7 protein-coding genes are annotated in these 12818 nt (G+C 65.1%); 4 read left to right on the top strand and 3 right to left on the bottom strand.

Features of this window, described 5'->3' with window-relative positions:
• Positions 1-4: 4 nt before the first annotated feature.
• The 3 genes from P9A16_RS14090 to P9A16_RS14080 form a co-directional block, all read right to left on the bottom strand.
• Entirely contained in the window at positions 5-1228 is a 1224-nt protein-coding gene (locus P9A16_RS14090; RefSeq protein WP_023515230.1) for a MotB family protein, read from the bottom strand.
• Positions 1225-1878 carry a hypothetical protein gene (locus P9A16_RS14085; RefSeq protein WP_023515229.1) on the bottom strand — a complete coding sequence of 218 codons (654 nt, stop codon included), beginning with the start codon at positions 1876-1878 and terminating at the stop codon, positions 1225-1227. Before P9A16_RS14085 ends, P9A16_RS14090 begins: the two co-directional genes overlap by 4 nt.
• A gap of 314 nt (positions 1879-2192) precedes the next feature.
• Positions 2193-3155, bottom strand: a complete 963-nt coding sequence (locus P9A16_RS14080) for a flagellin N-terminal helical domain-containing protein (RefSeq protein WP_023515228.1) — start codon at positions 3153-3155, stop codon at positions 2193-2195.
• A 774-nt stretch (positions 3156-3929) separates the two neighbouring features.
• On the opposite strand from P9A16_RS14080, the gene P9A16_RS14075 reads away from it, so the two are divergent.
• The 4 genes from P9A16_RS14075 to glf all read left to right on the top strand — a co-directional run bounded on the left by P9A16_RS14075 (position 3930) and on the right by glf (position 12748).
• The gene (locus tag P9A16_RS14075) at positions 3930-8009 is read left to right on the top strand and encodes a beta strand repeat-containing protein (protein WP_272788752.1); all 4080 of its coding nucleotides are present in this window, start codon (positions 3930-3932) and stop codon (positions 8007-8009) included.
• 180 nt (positions 8010-8189) lie between these two features.
• Complete coding sequence (locus P9A16_RS14070) at positions 8190-10238, top strand: O-linked N-acetylglucosamine transferase, SPINDLY family protein (protein ID WP_278025733.1); 2049 nt, start codon at positions 8190-8192, stop codon at positions 10236-10238.
• 47 nt (positions 10239-10285) lie between these two features.
• The gene (locus P9A16_RS14065) at positions 10286-11578 is read left to right on the top strand and encodes a hypothetical protein (protein WP_278025732.1); all 1293 of its coding nucleotides are present in this window, start codon (positions 10286-10288) and stop codon (positions 11576-11578) included.
• A 12-nt stretch (positions 11579-11590) separates the two neighbouring features.
• Positions 11591-12748 carry a UDP-galactopyranose mutase gene (gene glf, locus P9A16_RS14060; protein WP_023515392.1) on the top strand — a complete coding sequence of 386 codons (1158 nt, stop codon included), beginning with the start codon at positions 11591-11593 and terminating at the stop codon, positions 12746-12748.
• Positions 12749-12818: the final 70 nt, after the last annotated feature.

The raw sequence follows: 12818 nt of genomic DNA, 5'->3' as shown, positions 1-12818 counted from the left end.
GGCGTCAACCGCCCTCGGCCTGGATAAGGATTTCGATACGGCGGTTGGCATCGGCCATCGGATCGGCCGGAACCTTCAGCCGCCGATCGGCAAAGCCGGTCACCTGACTCACGCGCTTCTCCTCAAGGCCGCCGCGCACCAGCATGTAGTAGGCGCTTTGCGCACGATCCATGGAAAGCTTCCAGTTGTCGTTCTTGCCACCGGCGAAGGGACGCGCATCGGTATGGCCACGGATGGCAATGGCGCCCGGCCGGCCCTCGAGGACCTTGCCGATCTTCTCCATCGCCAGCACCATTTCGCGCTTGGGAACGGCCGAACCGACATTGAACATCGGCGTGTCGAGCTGGTCGGTAAGGCTGACGAGCAACCCACCCTCGGCCGGCGTCACGCTGAGCCCCTCGGCCAGCTTGCCAAGCGTGCCGATCTGCTCCGCCAGCTGTTTCTTCAGTTCGTCAGCCTTCTTTTCCTCGGCGGTCTTCTTCTCGTCTTCCTTGGCCTTGGCAGCCTCGGCAACGGCCTTTTCCGCTTCGGCCTTCGCGGCAGCAGCCTTCTCCGCCTCTTCCTTGGCGAGGGCTTCCTTCACGGTGTCGTCGCTCGCGGCCGCCATCTGCTGGCCGGTCTTGCCCTCGCTGCCGGCGTCCGTCGCCTGCGAGATCTCCACCTGCTGGGTCCAGAAATCAGGATCGAACGGATCACGATAGGCTTCGCCGCCATTGGCGCCGGTCGCCGGGCCGGACGTGGCTGCCCCGCCCTCGCCCTTGGCGCTGACATTGGCCTGCTGGCCGACTTCCTGTGCGATCTCCGACAGGACGGAATAGGGGTTTTCGAAGAAGTTGGCCTCGGAATACTTCGCTTCCTCGCCGGCCGTCGTCTTCTCGTCCTTGCCGCTTTCCGCGCCGTTGCCGCTCGCCTGCTGCTGGCCCTGCTCCTTGGATTTGTCCTGTGTCGCCTCGCCTTCAGCACTGTTGGCGGGCTTCTTCACCGATTTGTCGGCCGGCTTGTCGTCGGTCAGTTTGATCGGGTTGAAATAGGAGGCGACCGAGGCCTGCGTCTTCTCGTTTGCGGCATTGACGAGCCACATCACGAGGAAGAAGGCCATCATCGCGGTCATAAAGTCGGCATAGGCGATCTTCCAGGCGGCCGAATGGTGGTCGCCCTCATGATCGCCATGGCGTTTGACGATAATGATCTCGTTCTTGCCGTGGTGGTGATTTTCGCCTTCGCTCATGCAAGCACCTTGCGTACGGTGTCAGCCCAGGCCGCCAGCCGCGTTACCAGGACGGTTTCGCCGAACTCCACCGTCAAATCGACATCCTGCATCTCGACATGCCGGAAGACCGGCGCGGGTTCGTCGAAATGCGATTCCAGTTGCTGGAAGAGGTTTGCCGGCCCCTTCACGGTTATCGTCATGCCTTCGTCGCCCTGCAGGCCCTCGGTGATCATGCGGGCGAGATCGGCGACAGCCCCTCTTGCCAGCACGTCGTTCATCACCGGCGCCAGAACCTCGGCCGTATCGGCGGCGACGCGCTCGGCCACCTCGCCCGTCAGCGTGGAAAACCGCTCGGCAAGGGCACGGGCGTAATCCTTCTCGTAGCGCGCCTTCAGACTGTCGAGTTCAGCCTGGTGCGCCTCCTTGAGGGCTGTGATCTCGGCATCATGCTTGCTGCGAAGCTCTGTTTCGGCTTCCGCCTTGCCATCCGCAAAGGCCTCGGCGCGCTCGGCGGCCAGGTCCACCGGCGGCTCGGCCGGCGGCATGGCAAACGCCTGTGCCGCAACGCCGCCCCCCTCGTCGCCAAAGGACGGCGGCTGGAAGGTGGGCATCTTGGGGCGCGGGGGCGCACCGAAATCCTTGAGGTAACGGGCAAGCTGCACGCTCATCGCGCATCCTCCCGTCCTGCCGCGTGCCGGACGAACGCAGGAACGGCCCGGCGGGAACCCCGCGGACCGTTTTGACGCTCGCTCTCGAAAACACTGGAACCTGACACCACCGCTGACCTGTCTCCTCGGACACGCACCTTCCGCAAGACGCAAGGCACACAATCTTCCTGATCGTGCCACCGAGCCTAGGGCTCCAAACTTGTGCGAGGATGAAGATGAAAGGTGTTGGGCCGCGCCAGGGCAAATAGCGCGGCCCAACCGCCCGCCTCGGCCGATGACCAACGGCCAGGGCGGAAGAGAAGAATTCACTGCCCTTACTGGCGGAAGAGCTGGAGGATGTTTTCCGCGCTCGAATTGGCGATCGACAGCGACTGGATGCCGAGCTGCTGCTGCGTCTGCAGCGCCTTCAGGCGGGTCGATTCCTCGTTCATGTCCGCATCGACAAGGCGGCCGATGCCCTTGTCGATCACGTCATTGAGGCTGCCGACGAAGCTCTCCTGCATCTCGATGCGGCTGCTGATGGCGCCGAGCGTGGACGCCGCGTTCGTGAGGTCCTTGAGAATATCGTCGACCACGCTGATCATGTCGTCGAGATCGGCATAGTCGGTGTTGCCGTCGATCTCGATGGGATCCCCGGAGGCCACCGGATCCGATGCGATCAGATAGTATTCCCGGGCGGTGCCCGTCGGATCGTCCACCAGTTCATCGGCGTCGATGGGCCGGGTGAGGTAACCCCGGGTGGGGTCCTGCACGTCGATCAGCACGGAATTCTGGGTGTCGAAATCGAGCGTGGCGACCTTGACGTTGCCGCTCGCGGTTCGAACGAAGGAGGCGACGACGGATTTGACGCCGAGCGGATCCGTGCCGGAATTGTAGAGCCAGTTCTCACCGGAGAAGGAGGCCGACTGGGCGGCCGAGACGAGCTGGTTCTTCAGCTCCTTCAGTTCGTCATTGATCTTGTTCTTGTCGACGCCCGGCTCGCGGGCGGCCACCAGCTTGGCCTTGATCTCGCTCATCACCTCGATGACGTTCTCGAGCGCCGTATAGGCGGTATCGACCTTGGCAGCACCGAGGCCGAGAGCGTCGGCGACGGTCGAGATGGCGCGATTGTCGGAACGCATCGTCGTCGCGATCGACCAGTAGGCGGCATTGTCGGCGGCGGTTTCGACGCGCATGCCTGACGAAACGCGGCCCTGGGTGGTTTCAAGTCCGTTGTCGATGGAACGGAGGGTCTGCAGCGCCGCCATGGCGGCGGAGTTGGTCAATATGCTGGTCATTGGCACTTGCCCTGAAAAGGAATTGTCGGGGACATGCCGGAGTGAGGCGGGGACCGGTAACGACGAAGGGCTTCATGCATCCGGCGCCGCTCGTTTGCCCTGGGCGCCAGTCCGTCGTTCTTAACAAAGGGTTAATGCTGAATGGTTAACAAATGGTTAACGCAGGAGATGCGACAGCAGAAAGATGAAAATACAGTTTATTTCCCAAAGCCAGTTTTCGCCGTTTTTGAAGAAAGGCGACGCTACGGGGCTCCTTCCCCCATCGTCCTTTCACGAGGCGCCGTGCCGTCCCCGGACACGCCGCACTACAACCAGCACGCTTCCACACCGAGGGCCTGCCTATCGGGGGATGGGGCAAGGTGGGATACAACCTGCGCTGCGCGCCTGTTAACCCAAAATTAAAAGCTGCCGATTAGAACTTAACGTGGTCGAAAAGGGCTGGCTGGGGCAATTTTTCTGCCCGGCTCGGTCTGCCCTGAAAAAGCATAGCCAATGGATGGCGTTTGCGACCGATGGCGTAGGGATCGGGGCTGCCATCAGCCCCGCGCATGATGCCCTTCCAATGCGCTGGCTCGTTCGAGCCATGTTTCATGTGACATTGTTTTCGTCCAACCGGACGTCCGGACCGTTAGCGCCGAAGATGGCGCTCGACCGAGCGGTATACGGCGGGTGCTTTGCGCGCCTGGGGACCCGAGGAGAAGATCGAACCTCTTCCCGCACGGTCGGTGGAACGAAAACGACGTTTGTCATCCGCTAACACAAGGGCGCGCGTCCATGACTTCGATTATCACCAATCTGACTCCCAGCCAGATCCGGAACCTTTCCACGAATGCGATCCAGCTCCTCAACACCGAGGACGTTGCGGCACTGACCTCCGAAAAGGTCGCGGCGCTCAGCGCTGCCCAGCTCAACGCCTTCACGTCGACGAGCCTGCTTTCCTTCACCTCGGACCAGATCGGCTCGATCGCCGTCAAGTCCATCGCCGGCCTCAGCGCCGCGCAGATCTCGTCGCTGACCTCCGGCCATATTACGGGCCTCAAGGCCACCCAGGCCGCGGCCCTCACCAGCGCGCAGGTCGCGACCTTCACCACGGACGAAATCGCCGTGCTGAACTCCTCGCAGATCGCAGCCCTCGGCTACCAGGTCCTTTCCACCATCGATTCCGCGGAAATCGCGCTCTTCACCACCGATGAGCTCGGCGCCATCAACGTCAAGGCAATCGCCGGCATCACCACAGCCGCCCTCGCCGGCATCGCGACGGCGAGCATCGCCGCCCTCGGTACCGCACAGATCGCCGTCCTCTCCAGCGGCCAGCTCAACGCCCTCTCCACCGGCCAGCTCGGCGCCCTCACCACCGGCCAGCTCGCCGGCCTGACGGCAAAGCAGGTTGGTACGCTCTCCTCGACGCAGATCGCCGCTCTCAGCACCGCCCAGATCGCATCGCTCTCCAGCGCGCAGATCAGCGCTTTCACCAGCGGCCAGGCTGCAGCCCTGTCGACGGGCCAGATCGCCGCCCTCACCTCCACGCAGGTCGCCGGCCTCAGCGGTGCGGCAGTCAAGACCCTCGATTCGGCGGAGCTTGCCCTCTTCAGCACGGACGAACTGGCAGCCATCAACGTCAAGGCCTTCGCCAGCCTCGACGCCGCCGCCCTCGCCGGCATCGCATCGGGCAGCATCGCCAGCCTGAACAGCGCGCATGTCGCCGCCCTGACCAGCGGGCAGGCTGCAGCCCTGTCGACGGCCCAGATCGCCGCCCTGACCAGCTCGCAGGTCGCAGCGCTCAGCGCCGCCGCCCTGAAGACCATCGATTCGGCGGAACTGGCCCTGTTCAGCACGGATGAACTGGCCGCCATCGGCGCGAAGGCCATCGCCGGCCTCGACACCGGTGCCCTTGCCGGCATCACGACCGCTGCCGTCGGCGCCCTCGGCACCGGCCAGATCGCAGCCCTCTCCAGCGCTCAGCTCAACGCCCTGTCCACCGGCCAGGTCGCCGCCCTCGGCACAAGCCAGCTTGCCGGCCTGAGCGCCAAGCAGTTCGCGACGCTCTCCAGCGCCCAGGTTGGTGCCCTCAGCACCGGCCAGATCGCTTCGCTGAGCAGCGCCCAGGTCGGCGCCCTGACCAGCGGTCAGGCAGCGGCCCTCTCTACGGCCCAGATCACCGCCCTCACCAGCTCGCAGGTTGCAGCACTGAGTGCAGCCGCTCTCAAGACGGTCGACTCGGCGGAAATCGCCCTGTTCAGCACGGATGAGCTGGCCGCCATCAACGTCAAGGCTCTTGCCGGTCTCGAAGCTTCGGCTATTGCCGGCATCACGACCGCCGCTATCGCAGCCCTCGACAGCAAGCAGATCGGTGCCCTCACCAGCACCCAGCTGAACGCGCTGTCCACCGGCCAGCTTGCAGCCCTCACCAGCGGCCAGATCGCCGGCCTGAGCGCCAAGCAGATCGCGACAGTCAACAGCTCGCAGATCGCAGCGCTCAGCACCGGCCAGATCGCCGGCCTGTCGAGCGGCCAGATCGGCGCCCTGACCAGCGGCCAGGCAGCAGCTCTGTCGACGGGCCAGATTGCAGCCCTCACCAGCTCGCAGGCTGCAGCGCTCAGCGCCGCGACCCTGAAGACCATCGACTCGGCGGAACTCGCCCTGTTCAGCACGGATGAGCTGGCGGCCATCAACGTCAAGGCTCTCGCCGGCCTCGACGCCGCAGCTCTCGCCGGCATCACCACGGCTGCCATCACCGCCCTCGACAGCAAGCAGATCGGTGCCCTCACCAGCACCCAGTTCAATGCCCTGTCGACCGGCCAGCTCGCAGCCCTGACGACCGGCCAGCTCGCAGGCCTGAGCGCCAAGCAGGTCGCCACGATCAGCTCCACGCAGATCGCAGCCCTCAGCACCGGCCAGATCGCCTCGCTGGGCAGCGCCCAGATCGGCGCCCTGACCAGCGGCCAGGCAGCAGCCCTCTCGACGGGCCAGGTTGCCGCCCTCACCAGCTCGCAGGTCGCAGCCCTCAGCGCCACCGCCCTGAAGACCATCGACTCGGCCGAACTCGCCCTGTTCAGCACGGATGAACTGGCTGCCATCAACGTCAAGGCCCTTGCCGGCCTCGAAGCCTCCGCTCTCGCCGGTATCACGACGGCCGCCATCGCAGCCCTCGACAGCAAGCAGGTCGGTGCCCTCACCAGCACCCAGCTGAATGCGCTCTCCACCGGTCAGCTCGCAGCTCTCTCCAGCGGCCAGATCGCCGGCCTGAGCGCCAAGCAGGTCGCCACGATCAACTCGACGCAGATCGCAGCGCTCAGCACCGGCCAGATCGCCGGCCTGTCGAGCGCCCAGATCGGCGCCCTGACCAGCGGTCAGGCAGCGGCCCTCTCGACGGGTCAGGTTGCAGCCCTCACCAGCTCGCAGGTCGCAGCCCTCAGCGCGGCGGTCGTCAAGACCCTCGACGCGGCGGAACTGGCTCTGTTCAGCACCGATGAACTGGCCGCCATCAACGTCAAGGCCCTCGCCGGCCTCGAAACCTCGGCCCTCGCCGGTATCACGACGGCCGCCATCGCAGCCCTCGACAGCAAGCAGGTCGGTGCCCTCACCAGCACCCAGCTGAATGCCCTGTCGACCGGCCAGCTCGCAGCCCTCACGACCGGCCAGCTCGCAGGTCTCAGCGCCAAGCAGGTTGCCACGATCAACGGTTCGCAGATCGCAGCCCTCAGCACCGGCCAGATCGCCTCGCTGGGCAGCGCCCAGATCGGCGCCCTGACCAGCGCTCAGGCAACGTCCCTGACGACCGGCCAGATCGCAGCGCTGACGAGCTCACAGGTCGCAGCGCTCAGCGCCGCCGCCCTGAAGACCATCGACTCGGCGGAACTGGCCCTGTTCAGCACGGATGAACTGGCCGCCATCAACGTCAAGGCGCTCGCAGGTCTCGAAGCTTCGGCCCTCGCCGGTATCACGACGGCAGCCATCGCAGCCCTCGACAGCAAGCAGGTCGGTGCCCTCACCAGCACCCAGCTGAATGCCCTGTCGACCGGCCAGATCGCAGCCCTCGGCACCGGCCAGCTTGCAGGCCTCAGCGCCAAGCAGGTTGCAACGATCGACGGTTCGCAGATCGCAGCCCTCACCACCGGCCAGATCGCCTCGCTGGGCAGCGCCCAGATCGGCGCCCTGACCAGCGGCCAGGCAGCGTCCCTGACGACCGGTCAGATCGCAGCCCTGACGAGCTCGCAGGTCGCAGCGCTCAGCGCCGCCGCCCTGAAGACCATCGACTCGGCGGAACTGGCTCTGTTCAGCACCGATGAACTGGCTGCCATCAACCTCAAGGCCCTCGCCGGTCTCGAAGGTTCGGCCCTCGCCGGCATCACCACGGCCGCCATCGCAGCCCTCGACAGCAAGCAGATCGGTGCTCTCACCAGCACCCAGCTGAATGCCCTGTCGACCGGCCAGCTTGCTGCTCTCTCGACCGGCCAGATCGCCGGCCTGAGCGCCAAGCAGATCGCAACGGTCAACAGCTCGCAGATCGCGGCCCTCAGCACCGGCCAGATCGCCGCTCTCGACTCCAAGCAGATTGCGGGCCTGACCAGCGGCCAGATCGAGGCTCTGTCGACGACCCAGGTCGCGGCTCTGACCAGCTCGCAGATCGCGGGCCTCAGCGCAGCCGCCATCCAGGCAATGAGCTCGGAAGACATCAAGACCTTCACGACCGACGAAATCGCTGCAATCGGCCTGAAGGCCCTGCAGGGCCTGGCCACCGAGGACATCGCAGCCCTCGGTTCCGCCCAGATCCTGGCCCTCAAGGCCGAGCAGATCGCCGCGATGAACTCGGCACAGGTCGAAGCGGTCATCCAGGCCTACGCCGCGATCTAATCCAGACATGCAGCGGCGCGGTCCACACCGCGCCGCTGCTCTTTCTTCCGCCCCCTGCGGCGGCCTTCCCTTCCCGCAAAACGACCAGCCCGACGCAAGTCAACTCCGATAGCAAGGCAGACGAGCTCCTTTCGAGCCGTTCAACCGCCCGGCCAGCAGGCCCCCTTGCCGCAGGATGTCATGACCGTCAGCACCCCCATTCTCGCCGATCCCGCCGCATCGTTCCTCAACATCCTCGGGCGGGCCCGCAACCAGCAGCTTTCGCTGGCCGAGCTGTTCCAGATGACGGAAGGCCTGACGGCGGCCGGGGCGACGGCGCAGGCGGGCGAACTCTACAAGATCTGGATCGCCTTCAACGACAGCAACCCTTTGCTGCACCTTGCCTATTTCAATTATGCGGTTGCACTCTCGAAGGCCGGCGATGCGGCCGGCGCGCTGCAAGCCCTTCGCGCCGCGGTGCGCATCAACCCGCAATTCGGGCAGGCGCATATCAATCTCGGCAGGACGCTCGAAGACTGCGGTTTGACGGGACAGGCCGTACAACAATGGCGCATCTATGCCGATGCGACCGCCGACGTCACGCCGGACAGGATCAGCAATCGCCTGCTCAGCCTTCAGCATATCGGCCGCGTTCTGGAGGGCACAGGACATCTGGAGGAGGCCGAGGCCGCCCTCTGGCAGGCCATGGAGCTGCAGCCATCGCGTCCCGAGGCGGCACAGCACTGGATCTCGCTGCGCATGCGCCAGTGTAAGTGGCCGGTCTTCACGCCCTCCCTCCACGTCACGCCACGTCATTTCATGGATGCGACCTCGTCCATGACGATTGCCTGCTACACGGACGATCCCATTTTCCACCTGGCAAAGGCCCATCGCTACTGCCGCACGAATGTCGGCCGCCCGGCCGATCTCCAGGACTTCGCGCGCAATCCGGTGCAACAGAAATCCGGAACCGGGCAGCGGCTGCGCATCGGCTACGTCTCCTCGGACCTGCGTCAGCATGCGGTCGGTTTCGCGCTCAGCGAAGTGCTCGAACTGCATGACAAGGCGAGTGTCGAGATCTTCGCCTATTATTGCGGCGACCCGGCGCCTCTCGACCAGACCCAGGCACGCATCAAGCAGGCTGTCGACCATTGGCGCGACATCACCGCGCTCAGCGACATCGACGCCGCCCGCCAGATCGCTGCCGACGCGATCGACGTGCTCGTCGACGTCAACGGCTATACCAAGCATGCCCGCACCAAGATCTTCGCCTACCGGCCGGCACCCGTCATCGTGAACTTCTGCGGCTACCCGGGCACCGTGGCAAGCCCCTACCACCAGTACATGATCGCCGACGAGCATATCGTGCCGCCGGAAAACGAGATCTACTACACCGAGAAGGTCCTGCGCATCGCGTGCAACCAGCCGGTGGACCGCAAGCGTGCCGTCTCTCCGCGCCCGACACGCGCCAGTGTCGGCCTGCCCGAAAACGCCTTCGTCTTCGCGAGCTTCAACGGCATGCAAAAGATCACCGCCGCCTGCTTCGGGCGCTGGATGGCGATCCTCCTTGCAACGCCCGGCAGCGTATTGTGGCTGCTTGCCGGCGACGACAGCGTCAACGAGCGCCTGAAGCAGATCGCGACCCAGAACGGCGTTGCGCCGGAGCGCATCATCTTCGCCGGCAAGGCACAGAACCCCGACCACCTCGCCCGCATCGGCCTTGCCGATCTCTTCCTCGACACCTTCCCCTACGGCGCCCACTCGACGGCGGCCGACGCCATCACCCAGGGCCTACCGGTGCTGACCATCGAGGGCAAGAGCTTCGCCTCGCGCTTCTGCGCCAGCATCGCTTCGGCTGCCGGCATTCCCGAGATGATCTGCTCCGGCCCGGATGACTACGTGCACAAGGCCGTCGCCTTTGCCCGGAACCCGGCAAGCCTTGCCGCAGTGAAGGGCTCGCTCCAGCGCCAGCGGGAGACCTGCGCACTGCGCGACATGCTGGCCCTTGCCCGCCGCCTCGAAGCGCTGTTCTGGCAGATGCAGGGTGACGCCGAACGCGGTGAAACGCCGGTGCCAGACCTGCGCAACCTCGACGTCTACTACGAAATCGGCGCCGAGCTTGCTGCCGCCGGGATCGAGTTCGAGACCGACGAGGCCTACCGGCTGCGCTACCGTGAGGCACTCGCCCGCCTCGATGAACACGCCCCGCTCTGGCCCGATGCCCGCCTCTGGCCGGCACCGGCCCCCTGACCCTTAGGCCCGCCCGCAATCCTGAAGTTCTGAATGACGAGGACAGCATGACCCCCGTAATCCTGGTAACCTTTGCCGGACGGCAGAAGCGAATGGAAATCCTCACCCAGTATGTCCGCCGGGCGATGGATCTCGGGATCATCGACGAGTGGCACATCTGGGACTTCACCCGGTCGGCTGAAGACCATGCCTGGGTGAGCCGGGAGTTCGGCCCGGTGCGCTACATGGGCTCGAAAGTGCCCTACCAGCCAGTCGGGGGCGTTTCGCGCCAGGCCTCGTTCCGCACCAGTGCCCGCATCCGGCACGACCTGCACATCACCCTCACCCCGCATGACCGGCCGAACGATCACTATGAATTCGTGGTCGGCGGCTGGCGGAACACCCATTCGGCGATGCGCAAGATCCCGCGCGAAAAGCTGGAGAACCCCGAGCGCGGCGACGATGCCAACCTGTGGAGCGCGCCGACGCCCGGTGTGCTCTCTCCCGGCCGGCCGAACGATGTCGTGCTGTCACTCGATGCGGCCGGCGCACCGACGCTGCGCGTCAACGGCGTGACCATCGGCAGCTGGCCGGAACTCGACTTCTCTGCCGGCGCAGGCGTGCAGATGCGCGGCGGCTGGGGCGCGGACCTCGAGCTCTGCGATGCCGGCACCGCCACGCGGCGCTATATCGGCAATCCGAACGAGCAGATGCCCTACTGGCAGGCCTACGACTATTATGCCACGCGGCTGGAGGCCTTCTCCGATGCGGTGTTCCTGAAATGCGACGACGACATCGTCTATCTCGACATCGACGAACTTGACGGCTTCATCCAGTTCCGGCGGAACAACCCGCATTACTTCGTCGTCTCGGCCAATGTGGTGAACAACGGCGTCTGCGCCTATTTCCAGCAGGCCGCCGGCTCCCTTCCACCCGCTGTCGGCCATTTCGAGTTGCCGCCGGGCGGCTTCGGCGGCAGCCTCTGGGAGAGCGCCGAGCGGGCCGTGAAACTTCACGACTTCTTCCTCGGCCAGGGCGGCAGGACGCTCGCCCTTCCGGCCAGGGTCGTCGACTGGACGGAGCGGCAGTCGATCAACTTCATCGCCTGGCTCGGCCGCGATCTCGTGCACATGGCTCTGCCCCAAGGCGACGACGAGCACGCACTGACCATCGGCGTTCCGACGCTCCTGCAGCGCCCGACGGCAATCTATTCGGACTTCACCGTGAGCCACCTGAGCTTCGGGCCGCAGGAGCGCGGATGGGACCCAAGCCCGCTCGTCGAGGCCTATGAAGTGCTCATGCGCGAACGCCTCTTCCCGGTCGACGAGGCGCCGCAGCTCGCCCTGCGGGCGGCAGGCTGAGGGCCGGGTTCCATGCGCATGAAGGAAAAAATCCTCATCGTCGGCGCCGGCCTTTCCGGCGCCGTCATCGGCCGCACGCTTGCCGAGGCCGGCTATGCTATCGAGATCGTCGACCAGCGAAACCATATCGGCGGCAACTGCCACACCGAACGGGACGAGGCGACCGGCGTGATGGTGCATGTCTACGGGCCGCATATCTTCCACACGGACGACACGGAAGTGTGGGACTATGTGAACGGTTTCATGACCTTCATGCCCTACAAGAACCGCGTGAAGGCGACGAGCGGCGGGCAAGTCTATTCGCTGCCGATAAACCTGCATACGATCAACCAGTTCTTCGGCAAGAGCTTCCGGCCGGACGAGGCGCGCGCCTTCCTGGAAGAGCAGGCGGACAAGACGATCACCGACCCGCAGACCTTCGAGGAGCAGGCACTGCGCTTCGTCGGGCGCGACCTCTACGAGGCCTTCTTCAAGGGCTATACGCAGAAGCAGTGGGGTTGTTCGCCGACCGAGCTGCCGGCCTCGATCCTGAAGCGCCTGCCGGTGCGCTTCAACTATGAGGACAACTATTTCTTCCACAAATACCAGGGCATGCCGGAGACCGGCTATACCGAGATGATCGCGCGGATCCTCCATCATCCAAACATCACGGTGGCCCTTGAGACCGGCTTCCGGCGCGGCGAGAAGACCGGCTACAGCCATGTCTTCTATTCCGGTCCGCTCGACGGCTACTTCGACTACGAACTCGGCCGGCTCGGCTATCGCACGCTCGATTTCGAGCGCTTCACCTATGAGGGCGACTATCAGGGCTGTGCGGTGATGAACTATGGCGACGTCTCGGTGCCGTACACCCGTATCACCGAGCACAAGCATTTCTCGCCCTGGGAGAACCCCGCGGGCTCGGTGTGCTACCGCGAGTTCTCGCGCGCCTGCGAGCCGGACGACATTCCCTACTACCCAATCCGCCTGGTGGACGAAAAGGCGCAGCTTGCCGACTATGTCGCCCGCGCGGAACAGGAGGCCGACGTTACCTTCGTCGGGCGCCTCGGCACCTACCGCTATCTCGACATGGACGTGACGATCCGCGAGGCACTCGATACGGCGCGGCTCTATCTCTCCCGCCGCGCCGAGAATGCGGCAATGTCGACCTTCCTGCACCCGCCACTCTGACGCGGACCAGCCAAACGAAAGAAGGCCCCGGATAGTCCGGGGCCTTCTGGGAACCGTGAAAGGTCCTGTC

The sequence above is a fragment of the Shinella sp. 838 genome, assembly GCF_029623935.1.
Taxonomy (GTDB): Bacteria; Pseudomonadota; Alphaproteobacteria; order Rhizobiales; family Rhizobiaceae; genus Shinella.
The sequence above is the reverse complement of the archived record's forward strand: the minus strand, read 5'-3'. Positions and strand labels throughout refer to the sequence as shown.

What these genes read in the sequence shown, in the direction of transcription:
- P9A16_RS14090 (WP_023515230.1), bottom strand. Translation starts at nt 1,228, where the DNA reads ATGAGCGAAGGCGAAAATCACCACCACGGCAAGAACGAGATCATTATC.
- P9A16_RS14085 (WP_023515229.1), bottom strand. Translation starts at nt 1,878, where the DNA reads ATGAGCGTGCAGCTTGCCCGTTACCTCAAGGATTTCGGTGCGCCCCCG.
- P9A16_RS14080 (WP_023515228.1), bottom strand. Translation starts at nt 3,155, where the DNA reads ATGACCAGCATATTGACCAACTCCGCCGCCATGGCGGCGCTGCAGACC.
- P9A16_RS14075 (WP_272788752.1), top strand. Translation starts at nt 3,930, where the DNA reads ATGACTTCGATTATCACCAATCTGACTCCCAGCCAGATCCGGAACCTT.
- P9A16_RS14070 (WP_278025733.1), top strand. Translation starts at nt 8,190, where the DNA reads ATGACCGTCAGCACCCCCATTCTCGCCGATCCCGCCGCATCGTTCCTC.
- P9A16_RS14065 (WP_278025732.1), top strand. Translation starts at nt 10,286, where the DNA reads ATGACCCCCGTAATCCTGGTAACCTTTGCCGGACGGCAGAAGCGAATG.
- glf (WP_023515392.1), top strand. Translation starts at nt 11,591, where the DNA reads ATGCGCATGAAGGAAAAAATCCTCATCGTCGGCGCCGGCCTTTCCGGC.